The sequence below is a fragment of the Phenylobacterium sp. genome (genome assembly GCF_044236515.1).
GTDB lineage: Bacteria > Pseudomonadota > Alphaproteobacteria > Caulobacterales > Caulobacteraceae > Phenylobacterium.
Window position 1 is genome coordinate 1 of record NZ_JBIIGK010000014.1, and the last position, 20,844, is coordinate 20,844.

General features: G+C 68.3%; 21 protein-coding genes and 3 tRNA genes. 5 read left to right on the top strand and 19 right to left on the bottom strand.

Translation table 11 applies throughout. The features are described 5' to 3' along the window. The first annotated feature begins 138 nt into the window (after positions 1–138). Complete coding sequence (locus ACILRF_RS02735) at positions 139–804, top strand: response regulator transcription factor (protein WP_395670736.1); 666 nt, start codon at positions 139–141, stop codon at positions 802–804. A 221-nt stretch (positions 805–1,025) separates the two neighbouring features. On the opposite strand, the gene ACILRF_RS02740 is transcribed toward ACILRF_RS02735, so the two are convergent. Continuing rightward, entirely contained in the window at positions 1,026–3,566 is a 2,541-nt protein-coding gene (locus ACILRF_RS02740; RefSeq protein ID WP_395670737.1) for a TonB-dependent receptor, read from the bottom strand. Between the two features lie 268 nt (positions 3,567–3,834). Further along, positions 3,835–5,334, bottom strand: coding sequence for a CoA-acylating methylmalonate-semialdehyde dehydrogenase (locus ACILRF_RS02745; protein WP_395670738.1), 1,500 nt, complete (start codon positions 5,332–5,334; stop codon positions 3,835–3,837). A gap of 93 nt (positions 5,335–5,427) precedes the next feature. Between ACILRF_RS02745 and ACILRF_RS02750 the strand changes: the two genes are divergently transcribed. Together ACILRF_RS02750 and ACILRF_RS02755 are read left to right on the top strand one after the other, a co-directional pair. Further along, the gene (locus ACILRF_RS02750; RefSeq protein ID WP_395670739.1) at positions 5,428–6,309 is read left to right on the top strand and encodes a LysR family transcriptional regulator; all 882 of its coding nucleotides are present in this window, start codon (positions 5,428–5,430) and stop codon (positions 6,307–6,309) included. A 98-nt stretch (positions 6,310–6,407) separates the two neighbouring features. Continuing rightward, complete coding sequence (locus ACILRF_RS02755) at positions 6,408–7,427, top strand: LysR substrate-binding domain-containing protein (RefSeq protein WP_395670740.1); 1,020 nt, start codon at positions 6,408–6,410, stop codon at positions 7,425–7,427. A 49-nt stretch (positions 7,428–7,476) separates the two neighbouring features. On the opposite strand, the gene ACILRF_RS02760 is transcribed toward ACILRF_RS02755, so the two are convergent. The 17 genes from ACILRF_RS02760 to ACILRF_RS02840 all read right to left on the bottom strand — a co-directional run bounded on the left by ACILRF_RS02760 (position 7,477) and on the right by ACILRF_RS02840 (position 19,093). Further along, positions 7,477–7,553 (bottom strand) — tRNA-His (locus ACILRF_RS02760). Between the two features lie 139 nt (positions 7,554–7,692). Continuing rightward, a complete protein-coding gene (locus tag ACILRF_RS02765) occupies positions 7,693–8,400 on the bottom strand; it encodes an energy transducer TonB (protein WP_395670741.1) in 708 nt (235 codons plus the stop codon). 12 nt (positions 8,401–8,412) lie between these two features. Next, positions 8,413–8,844: an ExbD/TolR family protein gene (locus ACILRF_RS02770; RefSeq protein ID WP_395670742.1), complete on the bottom strand. Its 432-nt coding sequence runs from the start codon at positions 8,842–8,844 to the stop codon at positions 8,413–8,415. A gap of 5 nt (positions 8,845–8,849) precedes the next feature. After that, the gene (locus ACILRF_RS02775) at positions 8,850–9,770 is read right to left on the bottom strand and encodes a MotA/TolQ/ExbB proton channel family protein (RefSeq protein WP_395670743.1); all 921 of its coding nucleotides are present in this window, start codon (positions 9,768–9,770) and stop codon (positions 8,850–8,852) included. 663 nt (positions 9,771–10,433) lie between these two features. Beyond that, positions 10,434–10,509: transfer RNA gene (locus ACILRF_RS02780), tRNA-Phe, on the bottom strand. Between the two features lie 63 nt (positions 10,510–10,572). After that, positions 10,573–10,743 carry a DNA gyrase inhibitor YacG gene (gene yacG, locus ACILRF_RS02785; RefSeq protein WP_395670744.1) on the bottom strand — a complete coding sequence of 57 codons (171 nt, stop codon included), beginning with the start codon at positions 10,741–10,743 and terminating at the stop codon, positions 10,573–10,575. Further along, positions 10,740–11,780 (bottom strand): ribonuclease E/G, encoded by a 1,041-nt coding sequence (locus ACILRF_RS02790; RefSeq protein ID WP_395670745.1) that lies wholly within the window; start codon positions 11,778–11,780, stop codon positions 10,740–10,742. Before ACILRF_RS02790 ends, yacG begins: the two co-directional genes overlap by 4 nt. Continuing rightward, positions 11,777–12,364: a Maf family nucleotide pyrophosphatase gene (locus ACILRF_RS02795; protein WP_395670746.1), complete on the bottom strand. Its 588-nt coding sequence runs from the start codon at positions 12,362–12,364 to the stop codon at positions 11,777–11,779. The genes ACILRF_RS02790 and ACILRF_RS02795 overlap by 4 nt, the downstream gene beginning before the upstream one ends. An 11-nt stretch (positions 12,365–12,375) precedes the next feature. Then, positions 12,376–12,594 (bottom strand): translation initiation factor IF-1, encoded by a 219-nt coding sequence (infA, locus tag ACILRF_RS02800; protein ID WP_395670747.1) that lies wholly within the window; start codon positions 12,592–12,594, stop codon positions 12,376–12,378. Between the two features lie 115 nt (positions 12,595–12,709). Beyond that, entirely contained in the window at positions 12,710–13,162 is a 453-nt protein-coding gene (locus ACILRF_RS02805) for a low molecular weight phosphatase family protein (RefSeq protein ID WP_395670748.1), read from the bottom strand. Between the two features lie 3 nt (positions 13,163–13,165). Beyond that, a complete protein-coding gene (locus ACILRF_RS02810) occupies positions 13,166–13,642 on the bottom strand; it encodes a UPF0262 family protein (RefSeq protein ID WP_395670749.1) in 477 nt (158 codons plus the stop codon). 122 nt (positions 13,643–13,764) lie between these two features. After that, positions 13,765–14,349, bottom strand: coding sequence for an SH3 domain-containing protein (locus tag ACILRF_RS02815; protein ID WP_395670750.1), 585 nt, complete (start codon positions 14,347–14,349; stop codon positions 13,765–13,767). A gap of 108 nt (positions 14,350–14,457) precedes the next feature. Next, positions 14,458–15,732, bottom strand: coding sequence for a mechanosensitive ion channel family protein (locus ACILRF_RS02820; RefSeq protein WP_395670751.1), 1,275 nt, complete (start codon positions 15,730–15,732; stop codon positions 14,458–14,460). Positions 15,733–15,793: 61 nt separating this feature from the next. After that, positions 15,794–17,083, bottom strand: a complete 1,290-nt coding sequence (gene hisD, locus ACILRF_RS02825) for a histidinol dehydrogenase (protein ID WP_395670752.1) — start codon at positions 17,081–17,083, stop codon at positions 15,794–15,796. 51 nt (positions 17,084–17,134) lie between these two features. After that, on the bottom strand, positions 17,135–17,560 hold the full coding sequence (locus tag ACILRF_RS02830) for a DUF2948 family protein (RefSeq protein ID WP_395670753.1): 426 nt from the start codon (positions 17,558–17,560) through the stop codon (positions 17,135–17,137). A 7-nt stretch (positions 17,561–17,567) separates the two neighbouring features. Beyond that, on the bottom strand, positions 17,568–18,866 hold the full coding sequence (gene murA / locus ACILRF_RS02835; protein WP_395670754.1) for a UDP-N-acetylglucosamine 1-carboxyvinyltransferase: 1,299 nt from the start codon (positions 18,864–18,866) through the stop codon (positions 17,568–17,570). 89 nt (positions 18,867–18,955) lie between these two features. Then, positions 18,956–19,093: a hypothetical protein gene (locus tag ACILRF_RS02840; RefSeq protein WP_395670755.1), complete on the bottom strand. Its 138-nt coding sequence runs from the start codon at positions 19,091–19,093 to the stop codon at positions 18,956–18,958. A gap of 100 nt (positions 19,094–19,193) precedes the next feature. On the opposite strand from ACILRF_RS02840, the gene ACILRF_RS02845 reads away from it, so the two are divergent. After that, positions 19,194–19,268 (top strand) — tRNA-Thr (locus ACILRF_RS02845). Positions 19,269–19,413: 145 nt separating this feature from the next. Beyond that, complete coding sequence (locus ACILRF_RS02850) at positions 19,414–20,841, top strand: M48 family metalloprotease (protein ID WP_395670756.1); 1,428 nt, start codon at positions 19,414–19,416, stop codon at positions 20,839–20,841. Positions 20,842–20,844 lie beyond the last annotated feature (3 nt).

Sequence of the window (20,844 nt, forward strand, 5' to 3'; positions counted from 1 at the left end):
CGGTGGAGCCAGCCGGAGAGGCGGACGGTCTTGCCTTGGTCGGCGGCGCGGAGCTCGCCGCAGGTGTGCGTGCGGTAGGCGTGCATCTTCGGAAAGTTGGGTGATATGAGGGCCGGAAGGGCGCATGTAGGGGGGTGAATGTCAAGCAACGCCACCGGGGCTGAGATGACCGCGGAGAAGGTCGGACGCATCCTCCATCTGGTGGACGACGACGCGCTCGTCCGCGAGCTTGCGGCCGAGATCGTCGAGGGGGTGGGCTATGAGGTCACGCACCACGCCGACGGCGATGCGTTCGTCGCCGCCCTGCCCCACCTGGCGCCCGGGTGCGTGCTGCTCGACATCCTTATGCCGGGCCTCGACGGCTTCGGGGTTCTGAAGGCAGTCTCGGATCACAAGGTGACCTGGCCCGTGGTCGTCCTGACGGCCCGCAACGACGTCCGCACGGCGGTCGAGGCGATGAAGCGCGGGGCATTCGAGTTCCTGCAGAAGCCGCTGGTTGCCGACGAGCTGCTGGGGGTCGCCGACGACGCCTTCCGCAAGCTGGACGAGCTGGCCGAGGACAGCGCCCATGCGGCGGAGGCTCGCGGCCTGGTCGAGCGGCTGTCCAAGCGTGAGAGCGAGGTGTTGCGCGGCCTGCTGGCCGGACTGCCGAACAAGCTGATCGCCTACGAACTCGACCTGAGCGTCCGCACCGTCGAGATCTATCGCGCCAAGGTGATGGAGAAGCTTGGGGTGCGCGGCCTGTCGTCGGCCGTGCGCCTGGCCCTGGCGGCCGGCGTCACCCCGCTCGAGCTCACCAAGTAGTCGGAAGAAGAGCGCCCGGGATTGGCGAGTGAGGGAGCTCCCGGGCGCTTAGGGGCGACCGTGAAGGGGCAGGTCGCCCGTCTTCCTGGCCGGTGTTCGTATCCCGGCTTGATGTCACGCTAGGCGCGCCGCGCCGCCGGCGCACTTAAGGGAAACTACGGTAGCCAAACGAAAAGGCCCGGGCCGAAGCCCGGACCTTCCCTGTCGTCTCGTCGAGACGATCAGTAGCGGTAGGACGCCGTGACGCCCATGATCCGCGGACGGACCGTGCGGCCGGTCCAGGTCCAGCCGCGGTTGCGGCTGTGCGTCTCGCCGATCAGCGGATGCTCGTCGAACAGGTTGTTCACGAACACCGAGAGGTCGACGGAGTCGCGACGGATACCCATGCGCGCGTTGACGATGGTGTAATCGCCGGTCGGCTCGAGCAGCCGGTCGTAGTTGAGGACGCCCGGGATCTGGGTGCCGATACGCGGCATCTTGCCCGTGTAGTTGATGTCCGTGCGGGCATAGAAGTCCATCGTCTCGTTGATCGGCCGCGTGTAGTCGGCCGAGACGACGACCCGCCAGGGCGCGCCGGAGCCGGCCACCGGCGCGTCACCCGGCAGGATGATCTGACCGGTGGGCGACAGCAGTTCCTCGTCGAGGGTCATCTCGTTGTAGCCAGCGCTGACGCCGAGGGTCAGGCCGTCCATCGGACGGACGTCCAGCTCGACATCGAAGCCCTTCACCGTCGCCGAGGTCAGGTTGTCGATGATCCCGTAGCCGCAGACCGGAAGGGTGATCGACGTCTGGATGTTCTTCCACTTGATGAGGTAGGCGCTGCCCGCGAACGAAACCATGCCGTTGAACAGCCGGTTCTTCGACCCCAGTTCGTAGGACCACACCGTGTCCGACTCGTAGGTCGGCGGCGTGTACGGGCGGCCGTTGGAGTCGACGTAGCCGAACTCCAGCAGGGTTTCGTTACAGGCCGCGGGCACCGGCATCTGGCCGCCGCCCGGGCGATAACCCTTGGCGATCGAGCCGTAGAACAGGTTGTCCGGATCCATCTGGAAGTTCAGGCCGACCTTCGGCGCGAACGAGTTCTCGGCCGTTTTGACGACGCCGCCCGGGAATTCCGGCGCGAACGGACCGCCATTGTTGAACGGGCAGACCGGCCCGGTCGGGCAGTCGGCGCCGAACGGCGAGGTCAGGTTGTTCTCCGGGCCGTCGAGGAACTGCTCATAGCGCAGCCAGTTGCGGGAGTAGCGGACCCCGGCGACGATGCTGAGCTGTTCGGTGAGCTTGAAGTCCACCTGTCCGTAGCCGGCCAGCTGGCGTTCCTTCGACCACTCGTCGCCGTAGTAGACGGTCGAGCCGGGAAGCAGCGGATAGCCCCAGACCTGTTCGGAGGCCGGATGGCCCGGGCCAAACGGCGAGCTGTCGTCGGAGTAGATGTCGCCGAACCAGTTGTTGGCATAATACCAGGTGTTGCCCTGGATGGTCAGGTTCGTCTTCTGACGGCTATGCTGGTAATAGGCGCCGGCCGTCGCCTTGAGGCGATCGCCCGTATACTGGATGCGGAACTCCTGCACGAAGCTGTTCTGCAGGCCGTCGACGATCGCCGGGTACTTGCCGCCCGGTGGGACGAAGTCCTCGAAGTTGTACGAGCGCGTGTAGCCGAAGGTGTAGTCGTAGTACTGCACCCGGTGCTGACGCAGGTACGAGGACGTCGAGTAGAGCGACACCGCGTCCAGGTCCCACTGCATGTTCACTGCGGTCATGAACAGGTCGGAGCGGCCGCGCTCGGTGTCGGGCAGGGTGAGGTCGGTCAGCGTCGTGCCGTTCGCCGGCAGCGGGTTGAACTCCGGCACGCGGAAGACACTGTCGCCGAAGTCGGACATCCCCAGCCAGAGGTTCTCGTTACCGCCGCCGAGCTTGACCCGCTGGTAGAAGACGGACGGCGTGATCGAGAAGTTCTCGGTCGGCGCCATCTTCAGGGCGCCGCGCAGGGCGAGCGTCTTGGTCCAGTTGTAGTCGGTCTCGCCCTTGCCGGTCGGGGTGAAGCTGATCGAATTGGCGCGGCTGGCGCCGGTGCGGTCGACGACGGTGAGGACCCCCGGGACCTTGTCGATCCAGCCGCCATCGTAACGGTAGTAGGCGCTGGCGCGGAAGCCGAGCTTGTCCTGGATGATCGGGCCGCCCATGGCGACGCCGCCTTCATAGCTGTTGTCGTGTTTCGGCGAAATCGCGCCTTCCAGGCGGGCATAACCCGAGTAATCGTTGAGGCTGGGTTGCGGCTGGATGAAGCGGATCGTGCCGCCCTGCGAGCCGGAGCCGAACAGCGTGCCTTGCGGCCCGCGCAGCACTTCAACCCGTTCAAGGTCGAAGATCGCCGGGAACACTGAGCCGTTGGCGACGAGCTGGCGCTGCTGGATCGGCACGTCATCGATGTAGATGCCGGTGGTGGCCGCCCCGGCGTTGGACCGGATGCCGCGGATCGACACGTCGTTGCCGCCGAAGGCGTCGGTGTTGAACGAGACGCCGGGGGTTAGCGCGACCACGTCGCTGAACTGACGGACGCCCTGCTGGTCCATCTGCTCCTGAGTATAGGCCGCGACGGAGATGGGGACCCGCGACAGGACTTCCGCCGAACGGGTCGCGGTGACCACCACTTCTGAGATTTCAGGCCCGGATTGCGCGACCGCGGACGAGCCGCCCGCCAGGGCGAAACCCAGTGCGGCGACGCCGGCGCGCACGAACAGTGTTTGTTTCCTCGATCTCATAGTCCCCTCCCTTTGCGCGGAATTCCCGCTGCATGCCGACGTTACGGACAAGCAATAGAGGTGACAACAGTGCAAAAAGTCACCGTTCGGCGAACAGAATCGGTGCAATTTTGACAACAGGTGAGACATGCACTGCACCGGGGCGCCAGCGCCCAAGGCTTAGGCAATCTGTGCTCGCAGTTTGTCGGCAGGCTGCCGAAAACGAAAAAAGGCCGGGGTTTCCCCCGGCCTTGTCTCGCCTTGAAGCGGTGACCCGCTTCGTCGGAAATCAGCGCATCGTCGGGATGACGAAGCTCTGGTCGGACACGGCGCCGCCCTTCGGCCAGCGGGCCGTGACGGTCTTCGTCCGGGTGTAGAACCGGATGCCGTCCATGCCGTACTGGTTGAGGTCGCCGAACCCGGACCGCTTCCAGCCGCCGAACGAATAGTAGGACACCGGCACCGGGATCGGCACGTTGATGCCGACCATGCCGACCTCGACCTTGGCGGCGAATTCGCGGGCCGCGTCGCCGTTACGGGTGAAGATGGCCACGCCGTTGCCGTACTGGTGCTTGGACGCCAGCTCGATCGCCTCGTCGGCGCTGGACGCGCGGACCATCTGCAGGACCGGGCCGAAGATCTCGTCCTCGTAGGACTTCATGCCCGGCTTGACGTGGTCGAAGAGCGTCGGGCCGAGGAAGTAGCCTTCCTCGTGGCCCTGCAGCTTGAAGCCGCGGCCGTCGACGACGAGCTCGGAGCCCTCGTCGATCGCCATCTGGATGTAGCCTTCGATTCGCGCCTTGTGCTGGCCGGTGACCACCGGGCCGTAGTGGGCGTCGTTGTCCGTCGAGACGCCGACGCGCAGGGCCTCGATGGCCGGGATCAGCTTGGCGCGCAGGGCTTCGGCGGTGGACTCGCCCACCGGCACCACCACCGGCAGGGCCATGCAGCGTTCACCGGCCGAGCCGTAGGCCGCGCCCATGATGTCGGCGACGGTCTGATCGAGGTCGGCGTCCGGCATGACGATGCCGTGGTTCTTCGCCCCACCCATGCACTGCATGCGCTTGCCGTTGGCGGCGCCGCGTCCGTAGACGTAGTTGGCGATGTCCGAGGAGCCGACGAAGCTGACGGCCTTGATCGCCGGATGGTCGAGGATGGCGTCGACGACGACCTTGTCGCCCTGAATGACGTTGAGCACGCCCGGCGGCAGGCCGGCTTCGATCAGCAGCTCGGCCAGGCGGATCGGCACCGACGGGTCACGCTCGGACGGCTTCAGGATGAAGGCGTTGCCGCAGGCGATGGCCGGAGCCAGCATCCACAGCGGGATCATCGCCGGGAAGTTGAACGGGGTGATGCCGGCGGCGACGCCGATCGGCTGGCGCAGGGAGTAGACGTCGATGCCGGGGCCGGCGCCGTCGGTGAACTCGCCCTTCATCAGGTGCGGGATGCCGCAGGCGAACTCGACCACGTCGAGGCCGCGCTGGATGTCGCCCATGGAGTCGGAGACGACCTTGCCGTGTTCCGACGACAGGAGCTCGGCGAGCTCCTTCATGTTGGCTTCGATCAGTCGCTTGAATTCAAACATGACGCGGGCGCGGCGCTGCGGGTTGACCGCCGCCCAGGCCGGCTGGGCCTTCACCGCCGAGGCGACCGCACGGTCGACGAGGGCCGAGCCGCCCAGCGAAACCTGGGCCTGAACGGCGCCGGTGCTGGGGTTGAAGACGTCTTGCAGACGGCCGCCAGCCTCAGTGTAGGCCGCGCCGTCGATAAATTGATGGATGGTGCGCATACTCGGGTCCTCCCCTGTTCCTGGCGGTTCTATCAGGGCGGATATGCAAGGCAATGCTGGATCCCGCGCATGTGATGTGCAGAAATGCATAATATGAACTGGGACGACCTGCGGATCTTCGTAGCCATCGCGCGGGCGGGAGGGCTAGTCGCGGCGAGCCGCCGGGTCGGCCTGGATCACACGACGGTGGCTCGCCGGCTGAGCGCCCTGGAGGGCGCCGTCGGCGCCAAGCTGGTGCACCGCTCGCCACGCGGCGCGAAGCTGACCGACGCCGGGGCGGGACTGCTGGAGCACGCCGAGCGGATCGAGGCCGAGGCCCTGGCGGCCGCCGAGAAGCTGGGCGCCGAGAGCCAGCGACCGGCCGGCGCCGTGCGCCTGGCGACGCCGGAGGCGTTCGGGGCATGGCTGGTGGCGCCGCACGTCAAGGCGCTGCATGAGCGCCATCCGGGCGTCACGCTGGAGCTGGTTCCGGAGGCGCGGGCGGTCAATCTCTCGAAGCGCGAGGCGGACATCGCCGTCAGCCTGTCGCGAGCCGAGAGCGGGCGGCTCTACACGCAGAAGCTCGCCGATTATCGCCTTGGACTGTTCGCCTCGCGTGACTACCTCGAGAGCGTCGGGCCGATCGCCCAGTTGTCGGAGCTGAAGGACCACCCGTTGGTCTGGTACATCGACGATCTTATCGACATTCCGCAGCTGAAATTCCTCGACCAGGTCGTGGCCGGGGCCCGGCCGGTGTTCCGTTCAAGCTCGATCGCCGCGCAGCAGGCGGCGGTGGCGTCCGGCCTCGGGCTGGGCGTTCTGCACGTCTTCGCCGCCGCTCAGGACCCGCGGCTGGTGCGGATTCTGCCCGAAGCGGTGGCCATCGAGCGGAGCTACTGGCTGGTGCTCCACGCCGATCAGCGGCACCTGCCGCGCATCCGGGCGGTGGTCGATTTCCTGCATGAGCTGGTGCGGACTGACCGCCACAGGCTGTGACCAACCGCAGGCGCGGCGGTTTGCCGGCCTTTCACGGGCGGTCGGCCGGTTGTAGCCTTGATATCCCGGCAGACAGGCCGAAGGCCGGAAGCCCGACCATGAACGACATCGAAATCCTCAAGCACACCCCTGCCGCCGGCCTCGTCGCCGAGCGTAAGGCCATTCCGCCGTTCGCCTCGCTGCGCGCCTTCGAGGCGGTGGGCCGGGTGGGCGGCGTGCGCAAGGCGGCGCTGGAGCTGTGCGTCGACCACGCCGTCGTCAGCCGCCACCTTCGGGCCCTGGAGGCCTGGCTGGGCCGGGCGCTGTTCGACCGCAGTTCGGCGACTCCGAAACTGAACGCCGCCGGCCGACGCTATCACGCCGCGATTTCGGCCTCGATGATGGAGGTGGCTCGCGCCACCCGCGAGGTCATGGGCGGCGAGAAGGGCGACCGGCTGCTGATCTGGTGCGTGCCAGGATTCGCCACGCGATGGCTGGCGGCGGCGCTGGATCATTTCTCCGAACTGAACCCGGGCATCGAGGTCGAACTGCGCCCCACGGACGCCGCGCCCGATTTCAACGCCGACGAGGCCGACGGCGACATCCGCTTCGTGCGCGACATAGCCGACGCGGGTCCGCCGCCCGGCGTCGACTGGCTGACCTTCGCGCGGCCGCAGGTGTTCCCCGTGGCCAGTCGCCAGTGGCTGGACGCCAATCCGATCGCGGGCGAACCGAGCGACTTCCTGACCGTGAAGATGCTGCACGAGGAGAACGACGAGGAATGGCGCGGCTGGTTCGCCGCCCATGGGGTCGAGACCCCGGCCCGCCTCCCCGGCTCGCGTCTGTGGCACGCCCACATGACGCTTGACGCCGCCCGGCGCGGCCAGGGCGTGGCGCTGGCCAACCCCTTCCTCATCGCCGACGATATCCTGGACGGCGTGCTGGAGCCGGTCTCGAGCCCGCCGGGCGTCTCGCTCGGGGCCGAGATCGGCGCCTACGTCTTCGCCATGCGTGACGACGCGGCCAAGCGCCCGGCCATGCGCAAGCTACGCGAATGGACCCTCGCCCGGGCCGCCGAGTTCCTCGGCGAGCCCGTTCCCGGCGCCGAGCAGCCGGCGACGCTGGCCCTGGCGGGCTGAGTTCGAAATTTTGGATATCGCGTGATCGGCGCAAACACGCCGAAAGCGATGGTACCGCCCTCCCGGATCGAACGGGAGACCTCCAGAGCCACAATCTGGCGCTCTAACCAACTGAGCTAGGGCGGCGCATCGCGAGCGCCGGTTCTAGTCGCGACCGCCGCGCCGATCAAGCGCGCTGCGCGCCGGATTTGCCTCAGGCCTTACGGCAAAGAAAAAGCCCCAGAGGCGGACGCCTCCGGGGCCTGTTCCTTGGCTCGCTGAGCGATCAGCGGGGCAGGCTGAAGCGGATCGGGATCCGCACAGTGCCGCCGTCGACCGGCTGGCCGTCCTTGGTCTGGGGCCGCATCTTGAACAGACGCGCCAGACGCAGGGCGGCATCGCCGAAGCCCATGTCGCCGGGTTCTTCCGAAGCCACCGAGCAGGTCTCGAGCGTACCGCGCGCGGTCACCGAGCAGCTGATCGTGGCCCGGCCTTCGGTTTCCATCCGCTGGGCACGTTCCGGATAATACCGGGCCATGTCCTCGGCGGAGGGACGACGAAGCCAGTCCGGCTGCGTGATCACCGACGGGCGCGGCGGCTCCGGCGGCGGCGGAGCCGGCGGCCGGGGCTCTTCCACCCGACGCTCGACCGGCGGAACCGGCAGCGGCGGAATGGTCGGCACGTCAGTCACCGCAACCGGAGGCCGCGGCTGCAGCTTGGGCGGCGGCGGCGGCGGCGTGTTCGGCGGCGGCGGCGGCGGCGGCGGCGGAGGCGGCGGCGGGACGGGCTTGATGATCGCCACGTCCGTCACCTCATCCGAGTACGCCTTGTACTTCGGTTCGAAACGGGTCTTCCAAAGATACACACCGACGGCGACGTGAGCGATGAGGGACACAACAATGGCGATGATCGCGCCCTTGTTGGCCTTCGGCTTCGGATCGTCGAACGGGTTGTGCCGAACGTGCATCGCTTCGTGTTGGGAGGTGTCAGCCATGTGTCACGCCCCTCACTGTTCTTCGCCGACCAGGGCCACGCTGTAGAACCCATTGTCCTGCAGCATGTTCATAACGCCCATGAAGTCGCCGTAGAGCACGTCCCTGTCAGCCCGGATGAAGATCCGCTCTTTCGTCGGGTTGCGGCTCTCGCCCAGGTTCGCGCGGAGATCGTCGCCGAGGGCGGAGAGATCCGTCGCGAAGTCCTGGATGAAGATCCGGCCGTTCGATTGCAGCGAGATGTAGACCGGCTTTGGCGGGTTCGTGCCGGGCGGAGCCACCGCGGGGGGCAGGTTCACCTTCACGGTGACCGCCGCCATAGGCGCCGCCACCATGAAGATGATCAGGAGGACCAGCATCACGTCCACGAAGGGCGTGACATTGATCTCTGCGTTCTGCTCCTCTTGGTACCTGCCACCCCCGGAACCCGAGAGTTTGGCTGCCATGTGGCTTAGGCTCCCTTGTCGAGCTGCCGCGAGATGGCGTTCAGCAGTTCAGCCACAAACCCTTCCGTACGGGCGCCGTAAGCGGAAATCCGCGTCTGGAAGTAGTTGTAGAAGATAACCGACGGGATGGCGGCGAAGAGGCCCAGACCGGTGGCGAGCAGGGCCTCGGCGATGCCGGGGGCCACGACGGCCAGGTTGGTCGTGTTGGTGTTCGCGATACCGATGAAGGAGTTCATGATCCCGTAGACGGTGCCGAACAGGCCGATGAACGGACCGTTGGAGCCGACCGAGGCCAGGAACTGCATGCCGTTCGACAGGCGGCGAGCCAGCGAGGCTTGCACGGCGCCGACGGCGGCCGCAGCGCGCGCGATGGTGTTGTCGCGGTGTTCGCCGGTGATCTGCAGGCCCGCTTGACGGGACAGCTCGATTTCCTGCGCGGCCGCGGCGGCCATGTCGGCCAGCGGGTTGCCGTCGAACTCTTCCGAGAGCGCGATGCGGTTCATGTCGTTGATCGACTTCGCGCCGCGGAATTGCTCAAGGAAGTTGTCGGTGGTGCGGTTCAGGCTGCGGAATTCGACCAGCTTGGTGACCAGCAGGGTCCAAGAGAAGATCGAAGCCAGCACCAGGCCGATCATGATGACCTTAACGACCGGGTCGGCGTCCATGAACATGGTGCCGATGCCGAGCTTGCCGGCGTGCTTCATGGTCGGCGGATCGGAGGATTCCGGAGCCGCAGCGGCGTCCGCGGGAGCGGCGGCCGGAGCAGCAGCCGCGTCCGCAGGAGCGGCGGCGGCGTCAGCCGCGGGCGCCGCAGCGGCCGGGGCGGCGGGGGCGGCGGCGTCCTGGGCGAACGCCGGCGCGCTCAGCGCCAGCGCGAGCGCGCCAGCGAGAGCGATGAAGGGGGTCTTCAGTTTGTTGTCGAGCATCTGTCGCCAGTTCCTGGTTGGTCTAGCACGATTGGCCGGAGGGTCGTCGCGCGAGAGCGTCTCCACCCTAGTTGAAACAAGCCCGCCGCCCCGACCCGATTTCTCGGACCGCGGCGACAGACCGCTGTCGCTTACGCCCGACCCGTAACGCATCTCCCAACTTGCTCGTGGGAAGCTTGGCGTTTCGAAGGCGCGAGGCGACCCCGAGCCCCTGTCGGGGACCCGAAGTCTTACCGCTATGTTAGACGTGCGGCTGTGACCCTTTGGCAACCCCTTAATTAGGCGTCAAGGGGTCAGTCTTAGCGCCGTGATCACAGAGAGCGACCCATTCTGGTTGTTGCTGCAACGCACACATTGATGCGCCACGGTTTTTTCTCGGCCACTCCTCTAAGGCGGCTGTGCAGATGCTGCATTGCAATGAAAAATTCACAGAACTCCGTTTCCGGAAGTCTGGATCACGGCGCCGCAGTTCCTAGCGTTCGCTGCGGCGAATATAGGCAGACTGCTGACGTGACGCGACGGAACCCGCTCCGTTGATCAGAATAGAGATCGCCCGCAGCCGCCTGGAATCTGGACTGAGAGGACTGAATTGGCTCAACCGCGAAGTGTCGCCGCGCGCGAAAGTTGCGCCGAGCGGAGGCGCTGGCCTCTCTATGAGGGAAGTGGTGCCTGGGGGCGGATTCGAACCACCGACACGCGGATTTTCAATCCGCTGCTCTACCAACTGAGCTACCCAGGCGAAGGCCGCCGACGCGGGAGCCGCGTCTATAGAAGAGCCGATTTCGGAAGTCCAGCCGGGCTTTCAGTCCTCGGTCGGATCGTCCGAAACGCCGCCCTCCCCCTCCTCGGCCGGTACGGCGTAGGCGCCGGTCAGCCAGCGCTGAAGGTCGACGTTCGCACAACGGCCGGAGCAGAACGGCCGGTATTTCTCGACCGACGGCTTGCCACAGATGGGACAACCCGGGGCGCTCATGCTGTCCCAACCTCGAAGCGCTCGCGCGGGTAGCCGGGCGTGGGGCGCAGATCGAACCGGGCGCCGTAGCGCCCGGCCAGCGGCGCGAGCAGCGGCCGGCTCGCCTCGGCGATGGTCGGCGCGGCGGAGGCGACGAGCCGAGCCCCCGGCTGAACCATCGCTTCGGATTCGAGCTTCCGAATGAGCCGCAAGGCGAGCGTCCGATCGCTGAAGCGACCGTCTTCGCCACACAGAACCTCCGCAAGCGGCCGGACGCGACGGGGCAACGAGAGCTCCATCGTCCCGAAGCGGCCAACCGGGCCGATGGCGACACCCGGATTGTCCGGCCCGAAGGCGGCCCGCGCGGCGGCCATCAACGCGTTGCCGTCGTGACCGCGGCCAACCAAATCGACGACGACGATGCCGCCGATTCCCTTAAGCCGCAGGAGCCGGGCAGCCAGGGTCAGGGCCGTCAGGTTCGCCTGGCGGGTCACGCGCTTGACGTCCGCCCCCTTGCGTTCGCCGGTGTCGACGTCGATGGCGGTGAGCGCCCGGGTCGGTTCGATGGCGAGGACGCCGCCGCCGGGCAGCGGATGGAGGATCTCCAAAGCCTCGGCCTCCGCCTCGTCGGCGACGGCGCGGGCCTCCGGACCTTCGATGATAACGGCGTCGCGGGCGTAGCCGCGAAGCTCGTCGGCCAGGGAGCGGGGCTCGCCGAGCAGGCGTGGCGCCCCCTCCTCCTCCCCGACCAGCCTGGCGATGGCCAGCTTGCCGCGGCGTGGCTCGCTGCGAATCTCGATCTCCACCGCCTGTCCGCGGACCGGCTTTGCGTCGCTCTTGAACGGCAGGATCGCCTCCGCGCCCCCGCCCAGGTCGAGGAAGGCGGTGGCGAGGGCGGGCTCAAGGCTGGCCACGCGGGCGATGGCCCGAGCGCCGAGCCGCAACTTCGGATCGTCGCCGTCGCGATGGACGATCAGCCGTTCCGGAGCGCCGTCGAGGGTGACAACCCCGCGGCTTTCGCCGACGCCACGGTCGAGGAAGAGGCGACGTAGGGTCATCGGCGGATATATCCCACGCCTTCGAGCAGGCTAACGGTCTCATAGAGCGGCAGGCCCACGACACCCGTGTAGGAGCCCTGGAGTTCCAGCACGAAGGCTCCGGCCCGGCCCTGGACGCCGTAACCGCCGGCCTTGCCGATCCCCTCGCCGCTGTCGATGTAGCGAGCAATGTCGTCGTCGCTGAGCCGCTTGAACCGCAGGCGGGTTTCGGAGAGCCGCTCGACCCGACGGCCGTCTGGGCCGGCGACCGCGACGGCGGTCAGCACACGGTGCGAGCGACCGGAGAGCAGGTCGAGGCAGGCGCGGACCTCTTCCGCCGTCTGCGCCTTCGGCAGGACGCGGCGGCCAACCGCGACGACGGTGTCGGCGCCGAGGACAAAGGCTGCCGAGTCGGCTGCGGCGACATGAGCGCACTTGGCCGCCGCCAGGCGCAGCGCCAGCCGGCGCGGCGTTTCATTGCGAAGCGGAGACTCGTCGATGTCCGCGGCGGTGACCGCGTCCGGCTCCAACCCGACCTGGCGCAGGAGGTCGAGGCGACGCGGGCTCGCCGAGGCCAGGACCAGGCGTTGAGGGGGTGGGGCCAAACTCTGAATTCCTATCGAACGCGGAAGGTGATGCGGCCCTTGGAAAGGTCGTACGGTGTCATCTCGACAAGCACCTTGTCGCCGGCCGAGACCCGGATGCGGTTCTTGCGCATCTTGCCGGCCGTGTGGGCGATGATCTCGTGCTCGTTCTCGAGTTTCACGCGGAAGGTCGCGTTGGGCAGGACTTCACTGACCGTGCCCGGAAATTCCAGAAGCTCATCCTTCGCCATGCAGGCTCCCAAGCAGCATCATCGGCGTAAAAGGACGGCCCGCACCCTTTGGGACGCGAGCCGGGGATCGGCGAGATGTATATCCAGAGGGGATGCTGCGGTCGATGGGCGCGCATCAGCGCCGGAACCGGGCCTGAATGCGCTCGGCAAGGGTGTCGCGAACCTGGCGGTAGGCCGCCAGGCGCGCCTCGCGCGAGCCTTCGGCCAGGGTCGGGTCGAACGTCGGCCAGTACTCGATTTCCGTAGCCCGGCCGCGGCTGAGTTCGACCGCCCGGTGCTGGGCCTCCGGCGTTAGCGAGATGACCAGGTCGAAGGAGTCGTCCTGCAGCTCGTCGAACGTCTTGGCGCGGTGCGGGGCGAGGTCGCAGCCGATCTCCGCCATCACCGCCTCGGCGAAGGGATCGATCCCGTCTTCCAGGGCCGGCTTGAGCGCGCAGCTGTCAACGAAGATGCGGTCACCGACCAGCCGTTTCAGCAGCGCCTCGGCCATGGGAGAGCGGACGCGGTTGAAGTTGCAGGCGAAAAGGACCGCGCCGATCGGCGGATCGGAAGGAGGCGGATCGGACATCCGCTACCCGCGCCGATACAGCGCGCAGATTAGGGTGAACAGACGACGGGCGGTGCCGAGGTCGGTCTCGATCTTGCCCTTCAGCCGCTCCTGCAACAGTCCGGAGGCTTCGTTGTGGACGCCGCGGCGGCCCATGTCGAGCACTTCGATCTGCGACGGCGTCGAGTTGCGGATCGCCTGATAGTAGCTCTCGCAGATCATGAAATAGTCTTTGATCAAGCCTCGGAATGGCGACAGCGACAGGACGTGGCTGCGGACGTAGTCGGGGCCGCGGACGTCGAGCACCAACCGATTCTCCACCAGCCCCATCCGCAGGTCGTACGGTCCGCCGGCCGCTCCGTCGGGTTGGAAATAGTTATCCTCGAGCAGGTCGAAGATGGCGATCTGCCGCTCCTGCTCCTGGTCGCGCGACACCGCCGCGAGCGACTCGTCGTCGAGCTCGACGCTTTGCAGGCGATGGATCTTGCGCTCGTCGGCCATTGCTTCCGGATCAGGCGTCCGCGTTGAGGCGATGGCGAGCTTTATGACAATCCCGGGGCCTGCGTCATCCCGGACATGATGAAACGCCCGGCGCAGGTGCGTCGGGCGTCTCGATCCGTCGCTCAATAGCGGGCGTAGCGGCGGCCGGTTGGTTCGACGAAGTCGCCGTGGACATAGCCGATCCCGACGCCGTCCTGACCGACAAGAATCCACTCCCTTCCGCGCACCTGAGCCAGAGCCTGGAATTGCTCGCCCGGCCGCAATGCGCCGACGCGGTTGGAGCCGGTGGACGGCGCGGCCCGCAAGTTCACCGAGCGGCGCGAGACGAAGGTGTCGCCGATCTTGTTGAACTTCGCTGGCGCGATTTCGGACGAGAGCCGATAGCCGCCCTGGGTGTAGGTCGAGGCGTGGGCCGCGTTCGCCCGGCTCTTCTGCATCTGGCAGCCGATCGCCGAACCTGCCGCGGCGCCGGCCGCGGCTCCGACCACAGTCTCGCCGGTCGGATGCCGGCCGCCGACCTTGTTGCCGATCAAGCCGCCGACCACCGCGCCCATCAGGGCCCCGGCCTCCTGCTTGCCGCCTGGCGCCGAGCAGTTGGTGACCCCGCCGATGCCTTGCGCCTGCGCGGCGGAAGCGCTGGCGGCGATCGCGCCGGCCAGCAGCGCGGCGAGCGCGCCGCCGCCGATGGTCGTCTTGAAGTTGGGCATCTGGAAACTCCGTCTTCTGGTGTCTTCGACAGGGCCGTCGGCCCCGATGGAGACGACCTTAGGAATCCCTGCCTGAACGGCTTGCACGACGATTTTGACAGGAATGGTTCAGCTTGATGACCGCGCCTCCGGCGCCTCGAAGCTGCGCGGCTCAGCCGCCCTCGTGGATGAAGGCTCAGGGGTCGGCTCGCCTGGGGCTTCGGACAGCACGACCGGCGTCGCCTTGGCGAGGATTTCGATGCCGGCGGCGTCGAAGGCCAGCTTTACCCGTCGGTTGTACTCGCGGCCGATCTTCCATTGCTCCTTAGGCCGGGTGGTCGCCCGAGCTTTCAACAGCACTCCGCTGTCGGTGAGCCGGTCCACGCCGAGAATTTCGAACGGCTTGGTGATGACTCCGCTGAACGCCGGGTCGGCGCGCATCGTCTCACCGACTTCGGCCATCACCTGCAGCGCTTGGTCGACATCGGCCGCGTAGGTCACCAGAACCTCGAAGACATAGGACGAGAAGGCCTTGGTGCGGTTATGGATCACCTGGGCTTCGCTGTAGGGGAAGATGTGCAGCGTCCCGTCCATGTCGCGCAGGCGGATCGTCCTCAGGGTCATCGATTCCACCGTGCCGCCGGCTTCACCGATACGGACGTTGTCGCCGACGGAGACGGCGTCCTCCGCGATCAGGAAGACCCCGGTCAGGAAGTCCTTGACGATGGTCTGGGCCCCGAAGCCGAGCGCCAGTCCGACCACGCCGGCGCTGGCCAGCAGCGGCCCGACCTGGACACCGATTTCCGACAGGACGGTGAGGAGACCGACGACGATCAGCACCGCCTGGACCGAGCCCTTGAGCAGCGGCCCCAGCGAGCGGATCTGACTGGCGCGACGCGAATCGCGGCTGCGGCTCGCGAAGCCCTCGACGAACCGCCCGATGACGAAGCCGGCGACCTCGACCAGTGCGGTGGCGAGGACGGCGATCAGAGCCAGGCGGATCAGCCGGACGCCGGCCTCCCCGGACAGCCAGGCCAGCAGATCGATTCCCCACACCGCTGCGACCATGCCGAGCGCGCTCAGGAGGATGACCAGACGCAGGAGACCCCAGGTCAAGCCGGCGGCGCGCGGCGTGCGCCGCTCCGATTCGGCCATCTCGACGCTCTCGTGCTCGGACAGGCGCGACAGCCAGTGATCGAAGAGGCGGCGCAGCGCCCAGACCACGCCCAACGCCGCCAGGACGATGGCCGCCGAAATCAGGAAGTTCAGCCCGGCCTCGCCGGGATCAAGGCTGTTGAGATGGGTCCAGGCGTCGCGGCCGAAGGCCCAGAGCTGTTCGGCGAGCGAGGGCTGGACCGCGGCGGGTGCAGCCGCGGTTTGGTCAGCGGCGGAAGTTTGGAACATGCCGGGCCTTAAGGTGACGCTCCCCCGAAAGGCGGGAACGCGGCCTCGGGCGATCCGGTTCCTAGGCCTTGGTCTGCCCGAGCCGGATCGCCGCGGAGCGGGCGTGGGCTGGCAGCCCTTCGGTTTCGGCCAGGGCGACCGTGGCCGGAGCGAGCGCTGCGAACGCCGCCTCGTCGCATTTCACGAACGAGGTGCGCTTGAGGAAATCGTAGAGCGACAGGCCTGAAGAAAACCGCGCCGCACGGCTGGTCGGCAGGACATGGTTGGAGCCGGCCACATAGTCCCCGATCGCCTCCGGGGTCAGGCGACCCAGGAAGATCGCGCCCGCGTGGCGCACCCGGTCGGCGAGACGTTCCGGATTCTCCACCGCGAACTCGACGTGTTCGGGAGCAATGAGGTCGACCAGCCGCGGGGCCTCGGCCAGAGGCGCGATGACGACGGCGCCGTGGTCGCGCCAGGAGGCGGACGCGTCCTTGCCGGTGGCCAGCACGGAGAGCTGGGTCTCGAGGGCGGCGACCACCTGTTCGGCGAACGCCTCGTCGTCGGTGATCAGAATCGATTGCGCCGCCGGGTCGTGCTCGGCCTGGGAGAGCAGGTCGGCGGCGATCCAGTCGGGATGATTGGCCCCGTCGGCGACGACGACAATCTCCGACGGTCCGGCCAGCGCGTCGATGCCGACGACGCCATAGACCCGCCGCTTGGCGGCGGTCACGAAGGCGTTGCCAGGCCCAACGATTTTGTCGACCGGCCGGATCGGCCCGGCACCATAGGCCAGGGCGGCGACCGCCTGGGCCCCGCCGACGCGCCAGATCTCGGTGACGCCCGCGGCCTGGGCGGCGGCCAGCACGGCTGGCTGCAGGCGGCCCGGCGGGGTGACCATGGCGATGCGCTCGACACCGGCGGCGGCGGCCGGCACGGCGTTCATCAGCACGGTCGACGGATAGGCGGCGCGGCCGCCTGGCACGTAGACGCCAACGGATTCGAGTGGCCCCCAACGCCAGCCGAGCTCGACGCCGGCCTCGTCCGTGAATTTCTGATCCGCCGGCCGCTGAAGCTCGTGATAGGCGCGGATGCGGCCGGCGGCGAAGGCGATCGCCTCGCGGACCTCGGCCGGGCAGGACTCGGCGCCGGCGTCGATTTCGGCTGCGCTGACCCGGATCGTCGCCTCGGTCAGCTCGACCTTGTCGAACTCGCGAGCATAGCGCAGCAGAGCCTCGAGGCCTTCGGAGCGAACGGCGGCCAGCACGTCGCGGACGATCGCGTCGACCTCCTCCGGCGTGTCGCGACGCTCCTCGACAAAGGCGGCGAAGGCGGTTTCGAAATCGGCGTCGGTGGAGCGAAAGCGTCGCATGGCGGGCTCTCTTAGCGGGACGGCGGCAAAACCGCCATCTCCGCGAAACCCTCAGGCCTCGTGCTCGGGCGTGCGCGGCGTCGGCCAGGGCTGGGAGACGTCGGCCAGGACGGCCTCGATGCACTCGACCTCAACCCGCACGTCGCCGCCGCCGGCGAAGCTGAGGGTCAGCACGCCGCCCGGAGCTTCGCCGGCCTCGAAGGTGATCGCCAGCAATTGAAGCACCGCGTCCGGCGCGTTGCGGCGGATGCGGCGCGCCTCGACCTTGAGCACGCCGGCGATCTGCAGCGCGGCGCGTACGCGCTGGCGGCCGGCCCCCTCCCAGCGGTAGCGGTTGAAGGCGAGGGTCAGGCGGCGAGCGGCGGCTTCGAACTGGATGTCGCCAACCTTCAGCACCGCGTCCTGGGCGGCGGCGGACAGGACCGCAAGATCGGCCTCGTCCTGCGCCAGCAGGCGAAGGGGCTGGGCTTGAGCCATCGAACGCCTACTCCTCGACCTGGGGCTCAGGCTCACCCTTGATGCGGCGGATCTGCGCCCCGCAGGCGCTGAGCTTTTCCTCCAGCCTCTCGAAACCGCGGTCGAGGTGGTAGACGCGGTTGACCACCGTCTCGCCGCGTGCCGCGAGGCCGGCGATGACGAGGCTGACCGAAGCCCGCAGGTCGGTGGCCATCACTTGCGCGCCCTCCAGCGTCTCGACCCCGCGAACCCGCGCCTCGCCGCCCTGGACAGCGATCTCGGCGCCGAGGCGGGCGAGTTCGGGGACGTGCATGAAGCGGTTCTCGAAGATGGTCTCGCGGATAACGCTCTCACCCTCGGCGAGGGTCATCAGGGCCATGAATTGAGCCTGAAGATCGGTCGCGAAGCCCGGGTAGGGATCGGTTTCGAGCTCGACGGCCTTCAGGCGCCGCGACGGATCGCGACGAACGGTCAAGCCGTCGTTGTGCGGCACAACCTCGACGCCGGCCTCGACCAGCTTGTCGATCAGGGTGGTCAGGAAGTCGCTACGGGTGCGGGTCAGCCGCACCTCGCCACCGGCCATGGCGGCCGCCATAGCATAGGTGCCGGTCTCGATGCGGTCGGGCAGCACGGCGTGAGTCGCGCCGGTCAGACGGCGGACGCCCTCGATCCGGATCGTCGACGTTCCGGCGCCGGCCACCTTCGCGCCCATCTTGTTGAGGCACTCGGCGAGGTCGGTGATCTCCGGCTCGCAGGCGGCGTTGGTCATCACCGTCTGTCCTTCGGCCAGGACAGCCGCCAGCAGGGCATGTTCGGTAGCCCCGACGGAGACGAACGGAAATTCGATCTGGCCGCCTTTCAGGCCGCGCGGCGCCTGGGCGTAGACGTAGCCCTCATGAAGATCGATGCGGGCTCCGAGCGCTTCCAGCGCCTTGAGGTGCAGATCGACCGGCCGGGCGCCGATGGTGCAGCCGCCGGGCAGCGAGACCTTGGCTTGGCCGCTGCGGGCCAGCAGCGGGCCAAGGACGTTGAACGAAGCGCGCATCTGGCGGACCAGGTCGTAGGGCGCGAAGCCCGAGACCACTTCGCGGGTCGTCAGCAGCGTCTCGGCTCCGTCCGGACCGTCGCGCTCGATCACCTCGGTCCCGAGCCGCTGCAGCAGTCGGCCGAGGAAGCGGGTGTCGGCCAGGCGCGGCATGTTGGTCAGGCGCAGGGGCTCGTCCGTGAGCAGGCTGGCCGCCATCAGCTTGATGGCCGAGTTCTTGGCGCCGCTGATCGGGATTTCCCCCGTCAGGCGGGCGCCGCCGATGATGGCGATGCGGTCCAATCCCGTTCCTCGATCTGGGCGCCGCCTGCGGAATATCGGCGCGCCCGGTCGGGGCTATCTAGCCTGACGGCGCAGCAGCGCAAAGGGCGTCAGCCATCGGTCTCCGGCTTGCGGGGCGGCGCCGGGTCGGCGGCCTTGCGGCGGCGCAGATTCGCCCGCAGGGCCTGGGCAAGCTTCTCCTGGCGCTCCTCGGCATGGGTCTTTTTGGGCGGCGGGTCGGCGCTCATGAGCCACCGGTGCGACCGGCCGGAGCCTGCGTCAAGCGAGCTGCGCGATTTGGGCTTCACGCGGCGGGATCGGCCCGCTATATGCGCCGCCTCGCCTTTCGCCGCCGTAGCTCAGTGGTAGAGCGCATCCTTGGTAAGGCTGAGGTCGGCAGTTCAATCCTGCCCGGCGGCACCACCCTCCCCGTCCACCTGACGGGTTCAGCCGATGGCCCGATGGCGGCCGTCGGCTGCGGCGAGGAAAGCTCCCTCTCCTGCGACCTCGGGAACCCGACGGCGGCTGCGCTGTTGTGATGCGGCGATCCATGGTGGAGCTTGCTGTCATGCGCCGACTTCTCCTTGCCACCGCCGCCGTCAGCCTGGCGGGCGCCGCCGTGGCTCAGCCGAGCTTGCAACGAAACCCCAGCCCGCCGCCGGTTCCCCGTGAGCATGTGGCGACCATCGAGGCCTATGGCGGTCTCCTGGAAGGCCGCCAGGCCGCCTATGTGCGCCAGGTCGGCGAGCGCGTGGCCGGCGCCGCGGGCCGTCGGGACTGCGGCTTCCATGTGGTGAATTCCCCGGCGGTAAACGCCTTCACCGCCCCGCCGGGCTGCCACGTCTACATCACGCGCGGCTTGCTCGCGATCCTGAACAGCGAGGCCGAACTGGCCGCCGTGCTTGGCCACGAGGTCGGCCATGTGACGGCGAATCACGCCGGCGGGCGCCAGCAGCGGACGGTGCTGTCCGGCATCGGCGCGCTGATCGTCGGGGCGGTGACCGGCTCCGGCGAGCTCGCCCAGCTGGCCAACCGATTCGGCCAGCTCAACGTGCTGAGCTATTCGCGAAATCAGGAGTTCCAGGCCGACGCTCTAGGGGTGCGCTACCTGACCGCCGGAGGGTACGCGCCGCACGCGGTGGCCGACATGTTGAGCGCACTGCAAGCTGAGGACCAGCTGAGCGAGCGTCAGCGCAATCAGGAGCCGGCCAAGGCGGTGCCGGAGTGGGCCCGCACCCACCCCCTGACCGGCGAGCGTATCGCCCGCGCCGCCCAGGAGGCGCGCCGCGTCACGCCGCAGCCCGGCGCCAGCGAGCGCGAAGAGCCGTTTTTCGCCGCCATCGACGGGCTGCTCTACGGCGACGACCCGGAGCAGGGCTTCGTCAACCGGCGTGGCTTCGCGCATCCCGGTCTCGGCGTCGCCTTCGACGCGCCGCCGGGGGTGACCCTGTCCAACAGCCCGCAGGCGGTGAAGATCGAGGGGCCGAACAACCTGGCCGGCGAGTTCACCATTACCGGGCGAAGCGGGCGCGATCTCGAGGACCAGGCCTATCAGGCGCTGCGCCGCGCCGCCGGTCAGACGCCGGTCCAGGCCGGCCGCGCCGAGCGGGTGCGCAGCGGCGGCATGGACGGGATCGTCCTGCCGGCCCTGGCGCGGAGCCAACGCGGAACTGTCGAGGTGACCGTCGCCGTGTTCGAAGGCGGGCCGAACCAGACGTTCCAGTTCCTTTTCCTGGCGCCGAACGGCGGGGCGCGCACGGTCGACGAGCTGATCAGGTCGCTGCGCCGCGTCGGTCCGCGCGAATCGGCCGAACTGCGCGCCCGCCGGATCGAGGTGATCGCCGCCCGGCCCGGGGACACGCCAGAGCGGCTGGCCCAGCGCATGGCGGTGGATGAGGCGCGGCTCGACACCTTCCTGATGCTGAACGGCCTGCGGCCCGGCGATCCGCTGCCCGCGGGCCGGCGGGTTAAGGTGGTCGCCTACGCGTCGCGCTAGGGC